Genomic DNA, 24,052 nt, shown 5'->3' on the forward strand with positions numbered 1-24,052 from the left:
TTTTTCACCTTTTTGTAGCCCGCACTTCTTCTCGCGCTAGCATGGCTTGTTTGCGGGTTTCTCTCCAACGGTAGCCGCCTAAGCTGGCATCTTTACGTAATACTCGATGACAAGGAATAATAAATGCGAGTGGATTGGCACCAATGGCAGAGCCTACGGCGCGCACAGCATTGGGCTTGTTGATCGTTTGCGCTATATCGCTATAGGTGGCTAATTCGCCGGCGGGTATGCGCAACAAAGCCCGCCAAATGTTAATTTGAAAATTAGTGCCCTTAACCCACAACGACAAGGGTGTGACTGCTGATTTGTGGTGATGTTCTTGCGAGTTGTGATAAAAAATACGCTCTATCACCTGTTGGCACTTTGGCTGGTCATGTTGCAAAGTGGCATTAGGCCAAGTCTGCTTAAGTTTATTTAAGCCAAAGGTTATATCGTCATTGTCTAATAAATCGAGTTGATTTAGCCCTTTATCACTTAAGGCCACAAATGCAAAACCAAAGGGCGTAGGGTGCAAGCCATAATAAAGCGTTAACCCCAAGCCTGCGGTTTTGTACTCGCTTGGCGTTACGGCATCAAGCTTTACAAAATGGCCGTGCAAACGCGACTGACTGCTTAAACCTACATCTAAAGTAGTGTCGAATAAAGATTGCTGCTGGCTGATCTTTTGTTTGGCATTTTGCAAAGTTAAGGCTTGTAAATAGCGCTTTGGGCTGACTCCAGCCCAGCGACTAAACAATCGCTGAAAATGAAATTCACTTAAATGTACATGTTCAGCAATATCCGCCAGGCTAGGTTGTTGCAAAGCTTGCTGGCGAATAAATTCAATGGCAGTGGCTATTTTTTGGTAGTCAGACATAAGTTTGTTGAGTAAGTGATGTCTGTCTATTGTGGATCACTGCCAGAATTAAATCGATCCGCTTCTTGCTAATTTATTTGTAAAGTAAATAGCGATAAAAAGTACATAGATTATAAAAAATCCTTCTATATGTATTTTTAATTGTTAACAACTTCTCTGTAAGCCTGATTAAATCCGCCTTTCTGTTAACAATAATTATAAATAACCCCTGCCTAATAACGAATTTATTGTTAATTGTTAAATATTAATTATTGATCAAATCGCAATTTGAGTTAATTATTGAATGGCTTGTAAAAGCACATAACACGAAAAAAGAAGAGTTTTGAATGCAGTTAGGCAAGGTACAGGGTTTGGTATCTAAGCCTATCGAAATTTAAAAAATAACAATCAAAAGGGCATCACTATGTTTAAAACAAAGCGTTCTCTGCTGAGTTCAAGCATTGCAATATCATTTGCATTGTTTGGTGCTAAGGCTTATGCAGACACTATACAACTGCAAGCTGAAGCATTTGTTAACTCAGGCGGTACCTATCAAGACGGCCAACCTAATCCAGTTACTATCTATAATGTTAATGGCCAAGGTGCGATTAACTTTATTAACGCTGGAGATTATGTTGATTACAACGTTACTGCTGAAGGCGGCGAATACGAAATTGAATATTTAGTTGGAACCAGTGTTCAGTCAGGGCCTAACATTGAAGTATTAGTTAATGTTAACGGCGCTTGGCAAAGTCAAGGTTCGGTTGCGGTTCCTTACGGTAGTTGGGACGATTTTCAATCGTTAACTCCAGCGCATACCGTCACTTTACCGGCAGGTTCTTCAACGGTGCGTTTACTAGCCGTTGGTTCAACTTGGCAATGGAATTTAGAGTCTTTCTCGTTAACTCAAGTCACGCCAATCCCACCTGTTGGTGATTCTGATAATGACGGTGTTAATGATGATGTCGACCAATGTCCAAATACACCTGCAGGTACCGCAGTTGATGCAACAGGTTGTCAAACCGGCGGTGGCAGTCAGCCTAGCGGCGATTCATTTGTCATTGAAATGGAAGCCTTTGACTCAACCGGCAGTGATGATCCGCGCGCACAAGGCGTGGTAGTCGGTGAGCGTGGCTACCCGCAAGACAAACATACAGTGGTCGATAGCGTACAAACCACTGATTGGGTCGACTATACAATTAACTTCCCGAGTTCAGGTAATTACAGCATTAGCATGTTGGCATCAGGCCAAACCGATCATGCAACGGCAATTCTGTTTGTCGATGGTTCACAAATTAATGAAGTGCCGGTACACACAGGAAACCAAGCTGATTTCGCCGACTTTACGTTGGCTAGTTCGCTATACATAAGTGCAGGCACACACACTATACGTGTGCAAGCGGGCAGCTCTACCGGCACCTTTAGCTGGTTATGGTTTGGTGATGCTTTAACCTTTACCAACCTTGATGGTGGTAATGGTGGTGAGCCTAACCAAGATGCTGACAACGATGGTGTAGTCGATAATTCAGATGTTTGTCCGAATACGCCAGTAGGCGAAACGACAGATGCTAACGGTTGTAGCGCTTCGCAATTAGATGATGATAACGATGGCGTATATAACAACCTTGATCAATGTCCTGCAACAGCTCCGGGTGCACAGGTTGATGCCAATGGTTGTGAAATCATTATCGACAACGATACTGATAATGATGGTGTTAACAACAGCGTCGATCAATGTCCAAATACTCCGCCAGGCGCAACTGTAGATGCCAATGGTTGTGAAATTATCTTTGCTGATGCCGATAATGACGGCGTGCAAGACTCACAAGATTTTTGTCCGAACACCCCAGCTGGCGAGGCGGTTAATGGCTCAGGTTGTGGCGCTTCGCAACTGGATGACGACAACGACGGCGTGATGAACAATGTTGATCAATGTCCTAATACGCCAGCCGGTACTCAGGTTGATGCAACAGGGTGTGAAGCCGACAATGGTGGTCAGCCTCCTAGTGGTGGCTACGATCACGATGGCCAAGGTTTGTTGTGGAGCCGAGTGGACGGCGCAACTAACTTTGCAGGCGAAGCTGGATATGTGGCTAACCCGCCTAACTATGATGTGACTACAGACTTGTTAGAAACAGATGATGCTATTCGTGGTAATTCAACCGAAGTGTTCCGCGGTGAAATTTACGATGCTGACGGCCATATCTCGTTCTATGAACATATTGATGACAGTGTGCGTTTATACATTGACGGTCAACTCGTGCTGAGCAACGACAGTTGGGAAAATTCATCACAAACTACAGATTTAAATTTAACTCCAGGTTGGCATAACTTTGAATTAAGGCTGGGTAATGCTGACGGTGGCAGTGGTGCAGTCAGTGGTATCGGCTTTGGTATTGATATTGACGGCGGTACTAACTTTGTTCACCCAAGTAACTTAAGCCCAAGCTTGTTTAGATCGAGTGGTCAAGTGGTGGTTGACCCAATTTTACCGCCTCCAGGTGGTATTTATATTCAACTCGAAGACTTTGATGAAACGGGTACAGTTGGCCGAGTGGCGAGTGATCCGAACGATGGTTTTGTGGTTGGAGAATCCAATGTTGGTTGGGTGACCAATGGTGACTATGGTAAGTATCACAATGTGTTTCTTGAAGCAGGTACATATCGAGCCTTTATTACTGTGTCGACCCCAGCGGGTGGTAGCTATGGTGCGCGTATTGATATTAATGGCGAACCTTTTGCTTGGGGCTATTTTGACAGCACAGGTGGCTGGGATGTGGCCGCGGAATATGAGCTGTACGGTGGTGATTTAGTGGTAGATAGCACAGGTAACCACACAGTACATGTGGAAGCAATTGGTGGTTCAGATTGGCAGTGGAGTGGTGATTTTGTGCGCTTTGCTAAAGTGAGCGACAGCACAGCCAAACAACCGCGTGTTTATAATCCGAACGAGCACACAGTGGCCGAGATTCAAGGCCCAGCAACTGGATTGCAATACTTAAAACCGCCGGTTGATATTCCACTTGCGAACCAAGTATTGAAGTCAGATGTGTGGTACACCTATCCGCAAAATCGCAATTTAGTGGTCGATGGTGAAACGCCTTATGCCGACTTTGGTGCCACCGGTGCGTTTTGGGGACACCCACCAGAGCATGATTTCTACGACGATACTGTCATTATGGACTGGGCGGTCAACGTAGTTGACGACTTCCAAAGTGAAGGGTTTGAATATACCGCTCGTGGTGAGTTTGACTGGGGCTATGGTTGGTTTACTGAGTTTACGACTAATCCACAACCTCACTATGTACAAACCCTAGATGGTCGCAATGTACGCATGACTTTTATGGGTTACTTAAGCCATGATGGTTACAACAACAATTGGTTGAGTAACCACAGCCCAGCATTTGTGCCTTTCATGAAATCACAAGTGGATCAGCTGTTAAAAGCCAATCCGGACAAGTTGATGTTTGATACGCAAACTAACTCAACCCGTTCGACCGATATGCGTGACTTTGGCGGTGACTTTTCACCTTATGCCATGGCTAACTTCCGCACTTGGTTGTCGAAAAAATACAGCAATGCTGAGTTAGTGGCCATGGGCATTAATGATGTTAATAGCTTTGATTATGGCGATTACTTACGTGGCCAAGGTGTAACACACACGGCTTGGTCAAACGCAGGTGATAGACTAGAAGGTAATATTCCATTACTTGAAGACTTCATCTACTTTAACCGTGATGTTTGGAACCAGAAATTTGCTGAGGTGTTGGATTACATTCGCCAGCAACGTCCTAACATTGAAATTGGCGCTAGCACCCACTTGTTTGAATCGCGTGGTTATATCTTTAATGAAAATATCACCTTCTTATCGGGCGAGCTTAACCTAGGTGCGAGAACCACAATTGCTGAGTTACCGACTAACATTTTGGTACATTTAAAAGGCGCACAAGCGGTTGATAAAACCTTAGCTTACTTCCCATATCCTTGGGAATTTGACGAGCTGCGTATACAAAATGCGCCGCGCTTTGGTCGTGGCTGGGTAGCGCAAGCTTATGCTTATGGCGGTTTATTCTCTATACCTGCTAATGTTTGGGTAGGTGGTGAAGTATTTACTTGGTCACCGGGAGCGGATAACTACCGTGATATTTACCAGTTTGTTCGCGCCAAAGCTAACTTGTTAGATGGCTATACCTCGTATGCTAAAGCTGGATATGTACACGCCATGTTCTCGTCGATGAAAGCCGGATTTATTGATGGTGGTAACCAAGTGCAATCGAGCGTTAAGATCTTAACGGAAGATAATATCAACTTTGACATGCTAGTGTTTGGTGATGCCGGCTACCCTGTGGTGCCACGCCAAGCGGACTTTGATAAGTTTGAGCATATCTTCTTTGATGGCGATTTGAACTACCTAACCGCTGAGCAACAAGCTGTATTGGATGCGCAAGGCAGCAAGGTGCGTCATATTGGTCAGCGTGGGGCAATAGCAGGCTTACAAATCAACGTGAGTGTTAATGGCAGTGTGTCTAACGAAACCGTATCTGCGGTATCGCGTATTCACGAGACCAACACATCAGCACCTTATGTTGTGCATTTGGTTAACCGTCCGTTTGCTAACGGCGTAACCCCCATTTTGAACAATGTTGAAGTGGCTATTCCAGCCAGCTATTTCCCTGAGCCAGTCAGCTCAGCGACATTGCATTTACCTGACGGTACTACCACTACCGTCGGCGTAACCAACAACGCCAATGGCGATGCGGTTATCGCCGTGAGTAACTTAGAAGTGTGGGGTATTTTAGAATTAGCTCATTAATTCTTTAATAACTTAGAAACAGGAAAAAGGGCCTCGATTGAGGCCCTTTTTGTGTTTTATCTAATTCATGTCGGTATTTTGCTTTTATTATCACCTTGCTACAGGGCAATCCCCTTTGCTTACCTTGACTGTAAGGTTATCAACTTGAGAGTTCCAAGTTTTTGTGGGCGAGCATTTGTGCCAATGCCCTTAAGTTAACGACATTGACATTTATGCTTGCAAAGCCTGTAAACCTCTCTGGCTAAAAGTGCAAGACTACAGAATTTTGTTCCTGACAGCTCCCAAGTACCTGCATCCATGCAAGCACGAGGATGACGAGTGTATTTACCTGTGCCAGGTATTTACCTATGCCAGGGTTATAAAATTTCAACCCATTAACGTAAAAGATTGCTTCTGAAACTTGTGATCAAGAGACAGGTGTTGGAGTACATAGGCTACTGAAATCAGTTATTCGTCTTGAATACTTTCAATTAGGTTTATTGTCTCCTGATAACATTCTTGGCAAAAATCACTAAATGCATCTAACTCTTTTCCTGAATGGAATAAAGGCTCGCCTACACTAGGAGCTTTGTGCTTGGCACTGTAATTGGACAATATGGCAATATATTCAAGTCGACGTGTGGCGGGGATTATTAATGGGGCATATCCAGATCTGAGTAAAATCAGATTAGCGATCAATCGTGCAATACGACCATTGCCATCCCAAAATGGGTGTATCTGTCCAAACACTAAATGAGCAGTGGCATACATTTTTATTGCCTGATTGATGTTTTCCGGCTGACAGGAACCGATATATTCGACTAAGCCTTGCGTTAGCTTGGCAACATCTGTTGGTCGAGAGTAAGCGTGGTATACACTTGAATTATCTTCTAATAACAAATAAGTGCCATTGGGTACGACTTTAAAGTCACCATAAGGTTTGTCGATATCGAATACGATATCGGTTTGTACAGCTTTATGCAGCTGCTTGATTTTATCGACTGTCAGTTCGTGATCGAGCATATCGTAAAGAATATCGATTGCTGTTGCATGCCCAACAATCTCTTTATGGTCTTTTAATGGCTTCCCTGATACGGTTAAACCTTCACTTAAAATAAATCGTGTTTCACCTAAGTTAAGGGTATTACCTTCTAAAGCTGTCGAATTGTGAGTCCACATAGTTCGTAGCATGCTTAACAATTCTGCTTGCTTAGAGCTAGGTAACCCTTCTAAGAATTTAAATGAGGGTTTGCGTGGTGTTATTGTACCTATGTATTTACGCGATTTTCGCTGACCTAAAGTGACAACAACCCCTTGCTCAGTGGCTTGGTTTAACCAACGCTGCACGGTACGGTTATCAACTTGGAAGTCAGTTGCTACTTTAATTTCACTAATGGAAACTGGGGTTTTACAAGTACTTACATACTTGATTACGCGTTGTTTTTCAGTGGAATCTTGTCGCATAAAATCAAACTTTTCGGACATTTATTGCTTTATACGACATTGTCGCATAATTAAAATTATCGGACAATATTGGCTTTATCAGACATTTATAAATAGAATTGAATTTCTCCCGCTGGTATAAAAAATTACCGTCATACCTGAGTATTCAGGTATCCAGCGCCTTTATTAAAGTAAACTGAGCTCGCGTACACTAAACAAAGTCACTAGATTACTGATCTGAACCAATAATTTTGGACACCCTGTTAAGTATGTAAAAATACTGATTGAGGTGTTAAATGACAAACAAGAAATCCCGCAAAAGATACACTACCGAATTCAAAGCAGAAGCCTTGAAACTAGCAGAAAGAGTTGGTGTTAAAGAAGCTGCTAATCAGTTAGGCGTTTATGAATCACAAATTTATAACTGGCGATTAAAAGCACAAAAGAGATCAACAGTCAGCCAACGAGAATCAGACCTTGCAGCTGAAGTGGCAAAATTGAAACGTCAACTTGCTGAGCAAGATGAGGAACTATCCATCTTAAAAAAGGCGGCTACCTACTTCGCGAAGAACCTAAAATAAGCCGATTTGAGTTTATGTTAGAACATCAGCACCGATTCAAAATGAAAACAATGGTATCGGTGTTGGATGTGTCGCGTAGTGGGTATTATGCATGGCGAAAACAGGATGGAAACCCCAGCCCTAGACAACAAAAAAGGCAAGAGCGGGACGAAAAAGTAAAAGCCGCATTTGATGCAAGTAAAGGCCGCGATGGTGCTCGGCGTATTCAAGTCGAATTAGAGGAAAATGGCACGCAAGCAGACGTGAAAACGATTAATGACAGTATGAAACGGCAAGGGTTAGAAGCCAAAGCCACCCGTAAATTTAAAGTAACGACGGATAGTAATCACAAGCTCCCCGTTGCTCCTAATCTACTTAATCAAGAGTTCAGCGCCAAAGCACCCAATGAAAAATGGGTATCGGATATCACGTATTTGGCAACCAGTGAGGGGTGGCTTTATTTAGCCGTGTTTATAGACCTTTACTCGCGAGCGGTCGTAGGATGGTCGATGGCACCAAGAATGACGTCTGACTTGGTTTGTGACGCACTCACGATGGCTCAATTTAAACGAGACATGCCTAAAGGCGTGCTTATCCATAGTGACCAAGGTAGCCAATATTGCTCACACGCGTTTAGGGACATAATCAACACACATGAGCATAAGCAAAGTATGAGTCGTAAAGGGAATTGTTGGGATAATGCAGTCGCTGAAAGCTTCTTTCACTCGATGAAAGTTGAAGCGATTGACAATGAGCTAATGAAAACCCGAGAAGAAATGCGCCAAACTGTTTTTGAATATATTGAAGTTGATTATAATCGAACGAGGCGACATAGTGCGCTTGGCTATCTTAGCCCTGAAAACTACGAATTAAAGAAAATAGCTTAACTAAGTGTCCACTGTTTCTGGTTCAGATCAGTTGTTTGTAAATAGCAAATTCAGTTGATAATCGATTATCCCAGTAGAGACCTTTAAAACCCAACTCCATAAGCTTCGATCCTAAAATAGCTTCATTGTCTTCCAAGACGGATTTCGAAAGGTTGGACGAAAAACCTAAGTTGATATAATGATTTTTTTGCCATGTGGCGTATATATTACTGTTGTCGCTTGGTTGGTAGCTTAAGCTAGTTGCATAAGAAGGTTTGCTAGCGGTTTGAATACTACTTTTACTCTGTTTGTGATCATCTACCTCAATGGTAAATCGATCTAATCTGGCACCTACCATCCAGTTCAGGTTTTCAGTTATGCGAGTATATGAATTAAATGCAAACCCGGCTTCAGTTGCATTAGTGGTAGTCTCGTTAGAAAACTCGCGATGTGTATCTTGTGATGCAAGTAGAATTCGGTCATTAGATGTAACACCTTTCGATATATCGCGCCGATCAAAATATTGATAGTCAAAGTCAACAAAATAATCTGATTCACTAGTGTGGTAATTTATGGCAAATGACATGTCGGTAGAATACATATCAGACCATTTAACCTCACCTTCCAAACCTAGCTTTGTCGCATAACTATCTATTTTTGCCTGTTGCTCATAACCAAAGCTAGTTTGTATATGCGTCGCTTGGTTTTGAACAAAGTTATCTATTGAGCCTTTCCAATTACCTAGGTACCAACTATCGAACCCAACAAAAGCGTCCCATGCTTGAGTGTTCGCTATGTCACTTTCGTCAATCAAAGTATTTCTCGGAGATAAACGAGTTTTACCAAGGTTATTCAATGCTAAGTTTGGAGATACTTCATTGAGCTTAACAAAATGGGGAGAGCAGCAACCACCTTGTTGACCATGTGCAAAGCCGCCTAAACCGCCTATTTGATCCACTTCACTCCCAGATGTATAGCCATCTTTATTTAAGTCAGTATCAATAGCGCTGCCTGATATATACGTACCATGATCGATAAGCTCTTGAGTTACGCGATTCCACCCTGTTACTTGTTGGCCTTGATAATCTTGAAAACTCAGATCGATACTAAGACGACCGGGAACATTATTAAATAGGGTTTGGCTCGCTAACTGGGTGTAGATGTTTTCAGAATGGTTATTGTGATAATAACTATCACTATTGTCATACTCCGTGAACCAGCTTATGTCAGTAGAAAATTCAGAGTTTGAAGTGGCGTTTCCTTGCAATGAATAACTAACTGATCGCTTGTTATACTGACCAAGAGTTAAACCCAAGGTATGCTGAAGATCACTTGGCTTAAATATAGGTTGAATATGTATAAAGCCACCAATTCGACCACTTCCATAAATGGGCGAAGGAGCGCCCTTGTGCAAAGCGATTTGATTTAGCGGATTAATAGTCGTTTGGTAGTTACCGGGATTAATTAAACGTTTCATTCCACGATAAAAGTTATCGGTTTGACCACCTCGAATATCCATACCGCCTGCAATCCCAAAAAATGAGCTATTAAAGCTTCCCGGTGTATGAATAATAAGTTCGTTGATTGAAGTAATTGAAAGCTCATCCAGCGTGTTAGGTGACAAAATACTATGGCTTCTAGGTGATTCTAGTGAAGTTAAGTTGTGCCCAAAGAGATTGGTGACTTCGTGAAGCCCAATGTTTTGCGACGAACCAACAACACTAATTTTTTCAATTACTTGTGTATTGTTGTCTTTTGATTGTACAGAAAGGCTTGTTAGTAAAAAAACGGCATAGACGCTAGCTGAAAGGTACTTCATAAATCCATTTATAACTCAAAGTTTTAAAACCTCATGAATTCTACCAGAAAGAGTCTTAGTAACTGTGAGAATTTTTCTTATAGAAAAATATTGAGTTGTATGCTCGCAGATTTAAACAGTTTTGAAATGAATATAGAGTCAGGGGGCTGATGCCCCCCTAAGGTTTTTATCCACACTTTTTTACAAGACTGTCTTTAGGAAGCTCACTATTCGATTGAACAAAGGCTTCAGCGGCAGATTTGGTCGCGAATGAAGTCGTTTTGATAACATATAATTTTCCTACTTTAATAATGACAATGCCTTTAGTTAGTAAGCTATTGTTAGACAGCTTCTTTACACTCGGACTAATGTTACTCATTGACTCCAGTGATACTAGCTGAACGTAATAGCAATTACCTTGAGGTTCTTGTTTATCAGTTATATTTCCAACCAATTCTGTTTGTCGAATTTTCTTATTTGCAAAAGAGTCATGACTATTCGAACTAAAACTTATCAACACTAAAACAACAAACATTATTCTCATCATCTTACTCCTCAGTGTTTTGAATAACCCGTAAAGCGGTGTTGTTCTGGACCAGCAAAAATTGAGTCGGTTACAAAATATGGAATAGACAAGCGAGCAGCAGAGAGAACACTGTTGTCATTTAAGCTTATGATACGCGCATTAATAACTAAACCTGTTTCATGCCATACCATTGTTCCCGATAGGACATTATTAATACCTTGAGTAGACTTGAGCTCTCCAACTGTTCTGCTAAAAACAAAATCACCTTCTGGTGTAACCTGTATATTGCCAGTCGTTTTAAAGTCGATAACAGGTAAACCTAATTTTCTCAACTCCGTTAGCATTTCTTCGGCAATTTGATTGCCTGCCAAGTTAGTTGTTTGTAGATCTGAGCTCAGGTTAACAAAGGAAGTAACAGCAATCGGGTAAATATATTGTTGATTGAGATTACTTATCAAGTCTTTAGCTAGCCGAGATACGTAATTAGTAAGAACTTGTCGACTCGCATGATGCGAATGAGGTCGAGCTTGCCAGTTACTGTGAAAATTTTCTGGTGAGTGACTTGGTACAGGAAACAAACCTGATGGCGTAGTTTGAGCTACATTTAAATCTACATTGGGTAATACAACTTCTGATTCCGGGGAGCTTGAGCACCCGAACATTTGAACTAAGCAAGCAGATAGAAATATTTTTTTAATCATTGGGACTTCCTTTTATATTGTTTAAGTCCCTTATTGTTTCGGTATTTTAATTCGGTTATCGATAAGTAAACTTCTGATTTTGTTTCAGAAAAATTCTGATAGCATCCAAAGTAAGTTTATGTTCTAGTGTACTATCTTGTGAAAGTTACCCTTGCAACTTACTAATATTGAGAAATTCAAAACATGGATGAAATTTCAATTGCCATTCTGGATGATCATGAAATTGTTAGATCAGGCTTTGCTCAATTACTTGCTTTAGAGCCGCAACTTAACGTAGTTTTTCAAGGTTCTGATATTCGTTCAACCGTTACATTTTTGGAAGAACATACAGTTGATGTGTTGATCACCGACTTATCGTTGCAGGACGAACATGGTTTTGAATTACTTGATAATTTAGCGACATGGCAGAATAAACCAGCCATCATTGTTCTTAGTATGCACGACACTGTTGCGCATATTCAAAGTGCACTTGATAAGGGAGCGAATGGTTACGTATCAAAATCAGCCGCCCCTGAAGAATTAATAAAAGCAGTTCTTCAAGTTAATAACGGAGGCTCTTTTTTAAGTGATAAAGTGATCAGTGCTCTACATTTTTCTGCAACTGACCCTCAGTTAATAGCGATCAATAGTCTTACTGAACGAGAAAGGCAAGTATTTAAACAGTTAGCATTAGGTAAAGAAGTAAAGCAAGTCGCTTACGACATCGATATCGCAGTTAAAACGGCGCATACTCACCGAACAAACATATTTAACAAGTTAGGTGTGAGTAGTAATTTTGAGATTGCAAAAATTGCATTCAAGTATGGAGTTATAGATGGCTTTAATTAATATATCAGCCACCTTACGCAAGCGAAGTCGATATTGTCAAATTCCTCTGCTTAGCTCGAAAGCTCTTCCTGAAACATGCTTGGTACAATGTGGCTATAGTGTTGCTCTATCATGCTGACACTTGTCCCGCATTGTTTGGCCAATACATCCATTCTTATGTTCCGATTTAACAATTGCCACGTAATGTAGGTATGTCGTAGTGAATATAATGTTCGTTCGCCATCCGCTGATTGCTTTAAACCAGCATTGGTTAGAACTCGCTTAAATGTTGCGCCTAGTTCTTTAGTTTCACTGCCGTCAGAGAGAAGGAATATTTTGTCGGAGGGAAGCCGATTAGGAAAACGAGCCATCAAGGCTTTGATTGTCGGGGCAATAGAATCCTTGCAAATGATCACCCGTGTACCGGTATGCTTCGTGGTTTTACCTTTTCTGACGCGAACTTTGTAAATCGTTTTACCATCTTGTTTATTGGCTTCTATGTCACCCCAAGTCAGAGCTTCCATTTCTGTCCCCGGTCTTAGCCCTGTATTTACCGCAAACGCGACATAATCAAGAAGCAGTTCTCGTATCAAGCGTGTGATTTCTTTGCGGCTGTTGTCCCGCATATGTTTGATCGTCTTTATTACTGTCGCATATTCTTCTTTAGAAAATGCAGCACGCCTTTGGCCTGAAGAACCTTTATTGGTCAATGTCGGAACTTGAGTAGTGAGCATCCACTTCTTCTCGACTGCTTCGGTAAACACACGATTAAATGCTGCATTGTGATTCAAGATAGTTGATTTGTTTGGGATCCGTTTAAATTGTTCAATGCGCCATTGTTCAAACTCATACAGTTTCACTTGGTCAATAGATGTGATGAACATATTGCCAAAATAAGGTATGTGGTATTTGCGGAGGATCCCGATGTAGTCTTTGTAAGAACGTTTACCAGTGCCATACGAAAGTTCGTTCTGCATTTTTTGTATGGCTAAATTGGCAACATCGGCAAACCGTTTTGATGAGATCACTTGGCCAGATTCAAGTCGTATCTCATATTCCATTTTAATCCGATGTGCTTTAGCTAATGCTGGGATCAAATCTGCTTCTTTAGTGGTTTTAGAGTACCACTTGCCAGCCAGTGAAAAACGACTTAACCAGTTGTCACTATTCGCAACTTTGTATAAGTAAAACGACCGCTCGATATTATGACGATGTGTTTGTTTAGACATGATATTTTTCTCAATATAATTGTCATGTCTACTTGTAAACTTCTTGTAAAGCTAGATCTAATGACGCTGAATCCGTTAACGTATAAGGGCTTCAATTAGAGTTAACCCATTCAAAATCCCCCGCCTTCACGGGCGTGGCGGTTCGAGTCCGCCCGCTGGTACCATTCTTTCCTATATAATTCATATATTTACTTCTTAAACTTAGTATTCAAAATACTTATCTAATTCACCAAGCTCTGCAGTTTTAATCAAATTAACGATCACCTTCTGCAGTTCGAGCATTGTTCCAACTTAATTAATTGTTTGGAGATAGGTATGACAACCTTAGTTGTTGGGGCAAGCGGTGAAACAGGCAGATTAGTTGTTAAAAAGCTACTGGCTGAAGATCAACACGTTAAAATTATTGTTCGCTCTACAGAATATTTACCCTATAACCTCAAACAGCACCCTAAGCTACAGGTTACACAGGCAAGTTTGCTGGACTTGCCTGATGAAGCACTACAAGCTCAGGTACAAGACTGCCAGACGGTAGTCTGTTGTTTAGGACACAACCTCAGCTTTAAAGGCATTTATGGCCAACCCCGCCGATTAGTGACTTTGGCTGTTGAGCGTTTATGCCAAGCGATTGAGAAACGCATTTAGCCAATATCCAAACACCAATCAAGTTTATTTTAATGAATTCATCGGGTGTGCAAAATCACCATGCGGGTGAAAAAATCCCTATGTCACAAGCGGTAGCCATCGGTATGATCCGCCGCTTAGTTCCACCGCACGCCGACAATGAAGCCGCCGTAGAATATTTGCAAAAAACTACACGCACGCGCAAAGTAAAATTGAGTGGGTCGCTGTTAGGCCTGATACGTTGATCAATGCAATAAGCGAAAGTGCATACGACATTCATCCATCGCCCATTCGCAATGTCATATTTAATGCCAGCGATACCAGTAGAATAAACGTTGCTCATTTTATGGTAAGTTTAATAAACCAGTCTGAGCTATGGAATACATGGAAAATGTGGCCGCCGGTAATATATAACCGCTAAGCCAGCTTTATTAACGGAGAAATATTTTGCACAAAATTATCATTTTTGGAAATTCAGGTTCCGGTAAGTCAACCCTCGCGAAACATTTAGCAAAGACTCAAGGATTAACCCATTTAGATTTAGACACGATTGCTTGGTTAGATGTAACCCCGCCTGAACGTAGGCCAATGGAGCAATCGGTTAAGTCTATTAATCACTTTTTACAGCATAATACCCATTGGGTCATTGAAGGCTGTTATGCCGATTTAATTGAGTATGTGGCTCCAAGCGCACATAAGCTGATTTTTTTAAACCTATCAGTGACTGACTGCGTAACCAATGCCAAAAACAGACCTTGGGAGCCACACAAATACCCAAGTCAGCAAGCACAAGATGAAAACCTAACTATGCTAATTGAATGGATTAAACAATACCCAAGCCGTGACGATACCTTTTCTCTGACAGCCCATAAAAAGTTATATCAGGCGTTTAAAGGAGAAAAGGAAATGAGAACAGAAAATGAACCAACCTAATAACCATTATCGCCCTGTTCAGGATAGTTGAATTTAACTACAAATATTGCTAGTTTGCCCTTATGAAAACTATTTCAATCACTTCAACATTCTTTTTCTGGTGGCGCTCTATATAGAGCGGCACAGAATTTTTACATTCTTAAGCTGCTGGAAGGTAGCTAAGACTGTCATTTCTTTTGTATCTCCGGTAGCAATCTATTTTAACTAGGAGATATACCATGAACATAAAACAAAACACGGATAAACCAGAAGTTATTTTAACGGGTGATAGGGCAACAGGTCCATTGCACCTCGGTCATTATGTTGGCTCTTTAAAGCAACGCATTGCTTTACAGGAAAATCACGAGCAAACGATCTTGGTTGCAGATATGCAAGGGCTTACTGATAACGCTCACCAACCGAAAAAAGTATCAGCCAATATTTTAAATGTCGTTGCGGACTATCTAGCTGTTGGTATCGACCCTGCCAAAACAACCATTTGCTTACAATCACAACTTCCTGCCCTTGCTGAGTTAACTATGTATTACAGTAACCTTGTCACCATCAGCCGCTTAGAGCGCAACCCTACAGTTAAACATGAAATCCAAAGCAAGGGATTTGAACGGTCGATCCCAGCGGGGTTTCTTACATACCCCATATCACAAGCTGCTGATATAACTGGGTTTAATGCATCTTTAGTGCCTGTCGGAGACGACCAATTGCCTATGCTTGAGCAAACGAATGAAATTGTGAGAAAAGTAAATTCACTAGCAGGGCATAGTGTTTTACAGGAGTGTAAACCTTTACTGAGTGACGAATCGCGGCTACCAAGCACTGATGGCAAAAATAAAATGTCTAAGTCGATGGGCAACGCCATTAACCTTGGATCCACGGAAAAAGAAATTTCCGCCGCTGTAAAGTCCATGTATACCGATCCCAATCACTTAAAAGTTGATGATCCCGGTAAAGTCGAAGGTAATGTCGTATTTACTTATCTTGATGCCTTTCATCCTGATAAGAACTATATTCACCAATTAAAGGCGCATTATCAACGTGGCGGTTTAGGTGACGGTACAACAAAGAAAATACTCGAAGAGTGCTTGCAGGACATGCTTCAACCAATAAGATTAAGACGAAACGCATTTTTAAATGATAAGGCTTATCTCGTTGATATTTTATGCAAGGGAAGCCAAATTTCTAGAGAAAAAACATCGCAAGTCCTTTTCAAAATCAAGGATATTTTTGGGCTGAATATATTCTGAAAACTACGCTGGCAACAGCTTGGTACCAGAGATCCCATTAATGGTGCTCTGGTACCTATGTCTATAATGATGGTAACTTAAATGACAACGCCACTAGTTCTAATCTTAACCACCAACAATCTACAATAAAAAACACTACATATAAAAACCTGAATTAAGTCACAAAATTAGACTTGCAAAAATACAAGCCACCTCCGAGCGGCAACTTCCTTATTCTTTGCTTATTTCCCTTGCATAAATACAAGTTACTGAACTGGCTATTGCCAGATAACGAGGAGTTTATGCTTTATGAGCTTGAAAAAACTATACGTAACCTTGCTTGCTGGTAGCACTTATTTTGCTAGTGCCACTGCACAGGCTACGCTCGTACCCATCAGCATCGAGGTTGATGAGAATACGAAAAACAATACTACAATCGGCAAAATTAACTTTGTTGATGGCGTATCAGACAAAACAGTGCGTTTAGAAGTTGGAACAACAGATATCAAGAACTGGGCAACAAACGGTGAAGCGTTTGAGCCTATTCCATTTACGTCTAACTTTACCCAAGCACCAATAGTATTTGGGCAAATTCAATCGAATAGTGATTATGAAGTTGAATACGAAGTCAGTACTTATTCTTATAATGGTGTTGAGGATAAAAACCACAGCGACCTGTTGATGCGTCACCGTTTAGATAACGTGACTGCGTTGGGTTTTGACGCGATCCTTGAGTCACAATTAGATAAAAAAGGTACCAGTGTTATTCAAAGTTTTACTAACACAGGTGCGGGTGAAAAATTAGGTTGGATCGCGTTTGCTGAGCCCATTTCAGGGTTCTGGAATGACAAACCAATTGACGTGTCAAGCACAGGTACAGTGGTAACTCACAATACTCATGGCCATGCGTTTAGCGTGCCGATGACAGACACGCCGGTCATACTAACGTCTTTATCGTCATACAATGGTACTTCTCAAAGTGGCGTTGCCATTGAAGAACTATCGACAAATAAAGTTAAACTTCATATTGATAACCTAGATGATGCAGCCCACGTCGCGGAAAACGTTAACGTATTTGCGTTACAGGGCACGGGTTTATTAGTAACAGAAGCGAGCGCCATCGTTGGTGAAACGGGCGTGATCACGGTTTCTGATACTGACATCGAGAATCCTTTCTCCATTACATTCTCTAAATCTTACAGAGAACCAGTGGTATTCGTACAAGCGGTTGGTAAAGACAAACAAATTTTTGACGCAGCAATACGCTTAAACTATGTCGCGCCAATGATGTTACAAGGGTATCTGCACTCAGATAACGAAAATCTTGTACCTAATCGTTTTGGTGAATTTGAATTGCATTATCAAATTTTTGAAGCGGGTCGTTGGGATATTCCACTAGAACATTACACCTATTCCATCATTGCTGGTAACGATGCAGGTGTGTTCTCAGTTGATCCGGTTAAAGGTGAAATTAAAGTTGCGGATCAAGCACAACTAGATTATGAGCTTGGCAACAACCAATACGCATTAACCGTTCGTGTGACTGACGGCGTTGGCAATCAGTATGATACACAAGTCACCATTAAGGTTAATGATATCAATGACTCATTAAACAACAACGCACAGTCAATCGATGGTTTAGACGCTGATGATTGGACTGGTTGGGCAGTTGCGCCAGCGGGTGACGTTAACGGTGATGGTTTTGACGATATCATCGTTGGTGTACCGCAAATGGATTGGCGTGATAACGACAATGTAATTATTACTGAAGACATTGGTGCTGCTTACGTATTATTCAGCGATGCAACGGGCTCTTACCCAACGTTAACTCAAGTTCAAGCTGGTACTCGCGGCTTTGGTATTCTTGGTGCACAAGCGGGCGACAACGCAGGTTTTGCGGTTGCGGGTGGTGTTGACATTAACGGCGACGGATTGTCCGACGTTGTAGTTGGTGCACCTTATGCGGGTACTAACGGTGACAACTCTGGTTCAACTTATGTAGTATTTGGTAAAGATGATACTACCCATGTAGCACTGCAATACTTAAACGATGGCAGCAGCGATAAAGGTTTTGCTATTCACGGTGCATACACTCAAGACTACTCTGGTGGGTCTTTAGTGGTTGGTGATGTCAACGGTGACGGCCTTGGTGACATTGTTATCGGTGAAACAGTCACTCGTTTCTTAGCAGGTACAGGTTCTTTTGCATTAAGAAACTTGTTAGAAGATGGCGCGGCTGATCCAAACTTAGCGTATGTTGTTTACGGTAAAAAAGACAGAAACGTTGTGCAGTTAACCAACGTTGCAACCGACTACAACGAGCAAGGTTTTGCCATTACTCGCCCTAGCAGAAAGTTATTTAGCGACTGGTATTACGGTGCTCAAGTATTACCAACGGGTGATTTTAACAGTGACGGTTTAACTGACTTTATCGTCAGCAACGGTTTATACGTTGATACCGCCGGCACAAGCTATGTCGTTTACGGTCGTATTGGCGGCGAAGCGATTAAATATAACAACATTTATAAAGACGAAAACGGCATTAAAATTACGCCAGAAGGCAGTGGCAATTACGGCTTTGACTTCGGTAACGCTACACTTAATGCTTTGCCATCCTTTACTACTTCTCATGTCGGTGATGTCAACGCCGACGGTGTGGACGATATCGCATTGTTATTAACAGACACAGGCTGTTGTTCTGATATCGACGATCCTCGTGCTTACATCATTTTTGGTGGTGTTAACGTTGCTGACGAAATTAACCTAGCCGACATAGCTAACGGTAACGGTGGTTTTGTTATTCACAATGATGCCTCAAAAATCGACCACGGAGACCTACAAGTTATCTTAGGTTCAATTGGTGGTGCGGGTGATTTAAACGGTGACGGTTTTGACGACATCATTATTGGCGACCCGTTTGCGGAAAATAACAAAGGTCGTGTTTATGCAGTTTATGGCCGTGCTGGTACTGCCCCAGTTTATTTAGACAACATCATTGAAACCAGCCAAGGTTTTTACTCTGAAGGTAACGGTGGTGAGCAGTTAGGTCAGTTCATTGCAAGTGCAGGTGACATCAATGGCGACGGCATCAAAGACATTCAATTTGGTACACCTTCAGCCAACAAAAACAACCAAGAAAACACAGGTGCCGTTTATGTTCTAAATGGTGATGGCAAGTTAGTCACGCTTTGGGGTACTGACGGAAACGACACTATTACAGGTACAGCGGCGGCAGATAACATCGCAACTGGCACAGGTGACGACGTTATTCGCACTAATGGTGGAGCTGATGCAGTTTACGCCGGTCCTGGTGAAGATACTATCTACATATCAGACAATACCTTCACGCGTATTGATGCGGGCGGTAACACAGATACCTTAGTATTTGACGGTTCAGGCATTAACCTTGACCTTGCGACTCAAGCTTCTCGTGTGCGTAATGTTGAAGTATTTGATATTCGTGGTTCAGGTGCTAACTCAATCACCCTTAATAAGAGTGTGAGCAGCAACTCCAATTTACGTATATTAGGTGACAACGACGATTTTGTTGGTGCAGCAAACAACCAGTGGCTTGATTCTGGCTCAACACAAGTCATCGACAACATTACTTATAAAGTGTTCACGTCGGGTTCAGCCACTATGTTAGTGCAAGATGGTTTAACGGTTACGGTCAACAACGAGCCTACCATCGACCCACAACAATTCTCAGTCAGTGAAGCAGCTGCCAGTGGCACAGTTATTGGCACGATTGTCGCCGATCCTAACGATATTGGTGACTTTGTTACTTTCCAAATCCTAACTGGTAACGAAGACGGCGATTTAGTATTAGACGCGCAAACCGGCGTGTTAAGCATTAACAATACGGTTTCTCGTTTAGACTATGAAACAACCTCAACATACATCTTAGACGTCATCGTTTACGACCAATACAACACCACTGATACCGCACAAATCACGGTTAACGTATTAAACATGGAGTCGATGGAAATCACTTTAGAAGGTGATGTCAGTGGTGAAGGCAGTTACTGGGGTGACAACACCGTATTAGAATTGCTTGGTATGAGTTCACCAGAGTGGGCATCAACTGAAACTAAAATGACGTGGGATGTGCCAGAAGAAAATCTACCGGATGATCCTGCGATTATTAGAATTGAATCACACGGTAAAATCCATTATGTGGGCGGCATGGACTTATACGGCGGTTGGGTTGAAGCCGACATTCCTCTTGAGATGAATTTACGATTCCCTGACGAAATTGCAGCCGGTCAGCCGGTTAACTTAGCGACTAAGTTTACGGTAGGTGAACACGCGAATTTTATTGCGTCTTCTCCTGGCGTACAAATTTCAGCTGAGTTAATTTTTGAAGATTATTTAATCAAATATGAATCAGCGTTATTTGAAAAATTAAACGGTCAAACCAAAATTGATTATGCTTCTTATGAGAAAGTCGTCGGTTCAGAATCGTTTGGTGTTTATGGTGACAACTGTGCAAATGCACTGAATCGTGCTGACTGTTACAAGCTAGAAGACGGTATAGAAGTTTATGACTTAGTCCGTGAACTAACAGATGAAAAAATCACGTCAATCATTGAAAACAACTTTTATGAGTTATCAGTGGTAACTGCGGAAAACCATGCAAGAAGCGTAAGTGACAACATTACGCACGGCACTACTATGGTTAATGGTGTTGAAGTGATTGACGCTGTTTATGCGCATAAAGGTGCGGTTGATAGTATTGAAATTATCAGTACTGATGTTTCAGACCCAACAGCAACGACAATTTCTTTCATTCCTGCCAATATGACAACTGAGCAGATTTCAACAGTTGTTAAAAATTTAACGCGTGACACCTTGGCAGAAGTACCTTCAAACGCCAGAAAAGCGATTGAAAAAGCCATTAATTTAGACGTAGACAAGTTACGTTTCTTAGCGGGGCACGACTTAACTGACTGGGTATCAGAGGAGATCTACTGGGGTTCTAACTGGACGAAGTGGCATGCACAAGCAGGCATGGAATCAATGGAAGGCACGTCTGAACAATGTATTGACGGATATTTCGCCCCGTCGGGTGAAGATTTATATCGTAAATACAAATACAGTACCCTTGATACCTTCTTAAGTGCAGCGCTAGATTTAAAACAAGACTTTGAGCTGAACATTGAGTCAACCGCGATCTTAGTGTTAGAAGACGGCACAGAAATTTATTTCGACCCAGAACAAGACATTAGCTTTACTCCTGAGCTTACTCATGACGTCAACAATGACGGCATGATTGACGCTACGTTAACGGTGAATGCTGCATCTAACTTTGTTAACGAAAGTCGCATGAGAGCATTCTTCAGAATGCCGTTTAAATTGCTTGAGTTTGAATACAACGTGCAAGAAGCGATTTGTACATACGACAATATCTATACTATGGGTAACCAAGGTTTGATGTTTGAAAAAGGTTCTTATGGGCCATTATTAGACAACGAGAAAGAGATCCAGTTTGACACCACAGACTTTGGTGGTCCAACGGAAATCACCATAGCGCAAAACTCGTTCACGACTGAGTTATCCTTTGACTTGTGTAGCAACAGTGCTGCGTGTGGTGAGCCAGTATTGTTATACACAAACAATGCACCCGTTGCTTCTAATGTAACGGTCGCTGGTGAGTATGTTGGTAAATCAACGTTAACAGCATCTTATACCTACACTGATCACGAAGGTGACATCGAAGAAGCAACTCGTTACCAGTGGTATCGTTCTGCAACTGGCAGCAATGATGACGCACAAGTGATCAATGGCGAAACGTATCAGACATACAACTTGATGATTGAAGATATAGACAACTATGTTTCATTCTGTGTGACGCCAAATGACGGTACGTTATTCGGTGGCCCGGTATGTTCACAGTGGACGTATGTGGAAAGCCCATTCCATCAAGATTTATCTATCTTAAATGGTTTTGGTCAATCAATTGTGTTGAACGGCACAGATCAGGTTATGGTGCAAACCATGAACTCAGGTTTCAATCCAAATAGTTCATACACCATTGAAGCATGGGTGAAAGTGAATGCTATCAATCCTGAGGAAAACTCTAACTTATTCACCTTCTCCGAAAATGCAGATACGTCAAATGCCGCTATCCGGATCCTTACAGACGGTACATTGCGAGTGAAAGCGACAAAAGCTGCGTTTAAATCAACTCAGACTATTACCGTTGGTCAGTGGCAGCACTATGCATTAACGTATGATCAACCAACCCAAACCGTATCTTTATACTTAGATGGCGAGTTGGTTATCTCACAAGTGAATGCTGCTAACGACAGCAATGTGTACTTTGTATGGGGTGCGGGTAACGATCGTGTAAGCAAGATGTTCAACGGACAAATTGATGAAATCCGCGTTTGGGATCATGCAAAATCGCAAGATTCTATTGTTGCCCATCGTAACTTAGGTGCGTCGTTAAGTGATTCAAGCTTGTTGTCGTACTATAGTTTCGACAATGAGCTAGATGGTGAAGTTGAAGACTTAACGGGCGAAAGCTCTATGGAACTAGTGAACACACCAACCTTTGAAAAACATAATGCTTACTTAACCTTCGATGGCAATGGCGACTATGTGCATATTCCTTATGAAGATCTTGATCTTAACTTCGGAAGTGAGAGCTTTACGATTAAAGCGAAGATTTATATCGAACCAGGCACGAAAGGGGTACACCGTTTGATTGCAGCCAAAAAAGCGTCTAACAGTGATACACATAAAGGTTGGCAATTCTTGGTGAACCAACATAATCGCTTACAATTTAACTATCACACCACCAATGATGGCGCACGTTCAATAGTTTACGAGGGACATGGTAATGACCTTAAAACTGGTCGCTGGTACGACGTTGCAGCTCTTATTGATTGGGAAAATAATGATTTCAAACTATTTGTTGATGGTGTTCGAGTTAAGCGAATTAACTTAGGTCAGCAGAAAAACATGAGCAACACACATCCACTTCGCATTGGTGCATACAGTACGGGCGATACATCAACAAGTGCTTTCCAAGGGCATATTGATGACGTAGCTGTTTGGAGACGCGCGTTGACGGATACTGAAGTTGATGATTGTACTGAAGATATGGTGTTAGGTTGTGAACAAGACCTGTTTTTATATTATGACTTCGAGCAAGACAGTGCGAAGAACTTAGCAAATGATAAATTTCACGGAACTGTTTATGGCGCGATTGCGGTTGATGATGCAATAAACGCATCGTTCACAACCGGTCATAACGAAATATTTGAAGGTACCTTACCTTCTGGTGTTGGCCTTGAGTTTAACGTAACTGAGATGCCATCTCACGGTGAGTTATCGTTCAGCTACTACACAGGTGGATTCACTTATATTCCAGACGGTGATAGCACAGTAACGTCCGATTCGTTTACTTACATTGTATACAATGAAAACGACGGCTACGGCGTTGAAAAAGTGGTAAACATTATTAGGGAATAATCAATTACCAAAAAAAGAGTAATAATATTTAAACTCTGTACTTAATGTAGCCGCGACCCAGTCGCGGCTTTTTTGTTTGCCCAGCGAAGCTGGCAAACCCGCTAGGTTGAAAGAAACCTAGATCACCCCGACTGAGGGGAAGATAATCCGAATCGCAAGGGCGTTATTGGCCAACGATAAGGTCTGAAGGAAGCGATAGGAAGTTAACAGTACGCAATGAAAATGAACCTGTTTCGGCAGTT

General features: G+C 41.7%; 14 protein-coding genes. 8 read left to right on the forward strand and 6 right to left on the reverse strand.

Annotation, left to right across the window (positions count from 1 at the left end; genetic code table 11):
• Positions 1–4 precede the first annotated feature (4 nt).
• Positions 5–856, reverse strand: coding sequence for a bifunctional transcriptional activator/DNA repair enzyme AdaA (locus C2869_RS23025; RefSeq protein ID WP_108602098.1), 852 nt, complete (start codon positions 854–856; stop codon positions 5–7).
• A gap of 403 nt (positions 857–1,259) precedes the next feature.
• Here C2869_RS23025 and C2869_RS23120 point away from each other — a divergent pair, with 403 nt between their 5' ends.
• Entirely contained in the window at positions 1,260–5,648 is a 4,389-nt protein-coding gene (locus tag C2869_RS23120) for a carbohydrate-binding protein (protein WP_108602099.1), read from the forward strand.
• Between the two features lie 447 nt (positions 5,649–6,095).
• On the opposite strand, the gene C2869_RS06055 is transcribed toward C2869_RS23120, so the two are convergent.
• Complete coding sequence (locus C2869_RS06055) at positions 6,096–7,091, reverse strand: Fic family protein (protein WP_159084062.1); 996 nt, start codon at positions 7,089–7,091, stop codon at positions 6,096–6,098.
• 275 nt (positions 7,092–7,366) lie between these two features.
• Between C2869_RS06055 and C2869_RS06060 the strand changes: the two genes are divergently transcribed.
• A protein-coding gene (locus C2869_RS06060) for an IS3 family transposase (RefSeq protein ID WP_108602101.1) occupies positions 7,367–8,517 on the forward strand; the annotation gives its coding sequence in 2 pieces (ribosomal slippage) (positions 7,367–7,607 and positions 7,607–8,517; 1,152 coding nt in all).
• A 22-nt stretch (positions 8,518–8,539) separates the two neighbouring features.
• Here C2869_RS06060 and C2869_RS06065 read toward each other — a convergent pair.
• From C2869_RS06065 to C2869_RS06075, 3 genes are all read right to left on the reverse strand, one after another.
• Positions 8,540–10,315, reverse strand: coding sequence for a TonB-dependent receptor plug domain-containing protein (locus C2869_RS06065; protein WP_108602102.1), 1,776 nt, complete (start codon positions 10,313–10,315; stop codon positions 8,540–8,542).
• Between the two features lie 166 nt (positions 10,316–10,481).
• A complete protein-coding gene (locus C2869_RS06070; protein ID WP_108602103.1) occupies positions 10,482–10,841 on the reverse strand; it encodes an SPOR domain-containing protein in 360 nt (119 codons plus the stop codon).
• 8 nt (positions 10,842–10,849) lie between these two features.
• On the reverse strand, positions 10,850–11,521 hold the full coding sequence (locus C2869_RS06075; RefSeq protein WP_108602104.1) for a FlgO family outer membrane protein: 672 nt from the start codon (positions 11,519–11,521) through the stop codon (positions 10,850–10,852).
• 183 nt (positions 11,522–11,704) lie between these two features.
• On the opposite strand from C2869_RS06075, the gene C2869_RS06080 reads away from it, so the two are divergent.
• On the forward strand, positions 11,705–12,349 hold the full coding sequence (locus C2869_RS06080; protein ID WP_108602105.1) for a response regulator transcription factor: 645 nt from the start codon (positions 11,705–11,707) through the stop codon (positions 12,347–12,349).
• Positions 12,350–12,399: 50 nt separating this feature from the next.
• Here the strand turns inward: C2869_RS06080 and C2869_RS06085 are convergent, their stop codons facing one another.
• Positions 12,400–13,557, reverse strand: a complete 1,158-nt coding sequence (locus C2869_RS06085) for a tyrosine-type recombinase/integrase (protein ID WP_108602106.1) — start codon at positions 13,555–13,557, stop codon at positions 12,400–12,402.
• A gap of 315 nt (positions 13,558–13,872) precedes the next feature.
• Here C2869_RS06085 and C2869_RS22785 point away from each other — a divergent pair, with 315 nt between their 5' ends.
• The 5 genes from C2869_RS22785 (at position 13,873) to C2869_RS06105 (ending at position 23,810) form a co-directional block, all read left to right on the forward strand.
• Positions 13,873–14,199, forward strand: a complete 327-nt coding sequence (locus tag C2869_RS22785; protein WP_228710780.1) for an NAD(P)H-binding protein — start codon at positions 13,873–13,875, stop codon at positions 14,197–14,199.
• A 32-nt stretch (positions 14,200–14,231) separates the two neighbouring features.
• Entirely contained in the window at positions 14,232–14,423 is a 192-nt protein-coding gene (locus C2869_RS22790; protein ID WP_228710781.1) for a hypothetical protein, read from the forward strand.
• Between the two features lie 202 nt (positions 14,424–14,625).
• Positions 14,626–15,111 carry an AAA family ATPase gene (locus C2869_RS06095; protein ID WP_108602107.1) on the forward strand — a complete coding sequence of 162 codons (486 nt, stop codon included), beginning with the start codon at positions 14,626–14,628 and terminating at the stop codon, positions 15,109–15,111.
• A gap of 218 nt (positions 15,112–15,329) precedes the next feature.
• Positions 15,330–16,352, forward strand: a complete 1,023-nt coding sequence (trpS, locus tag C2869_RS06100) for a tryptophan--tRNA ligase (protein WP_108602108.1) — start codon at positions 15,330–15,332, stop codon at positions 16,350–16,352.
• 288 nt (positions 16,353–16,640) lie between these two features.
• Positions 16,641–23,810: a LamG-like jellyroll fold domain-containing protein gene (locus tag C2869_RS06105; RefSeq protein ID WP_108602109.1), complete on the forward strand. Its 7,170-nt coding sequence runs from the start codon at positions 16,641–16,643 to the stop codon at positions 23,808–23,810.
• Positions 23,811–24,052 lie beyond the last annotated feature (242 nt).

It is taken from the genome of Saccharobesus litoralis, assembly GCF_003063625.1.
Taxonomy (GTDB): Bacteria; Pseudomonadota; Gammaproteobacteria; order Enterobacterales; family Alteromonadaceae; genus Saccharobesus; species Saccharobesus litoralis.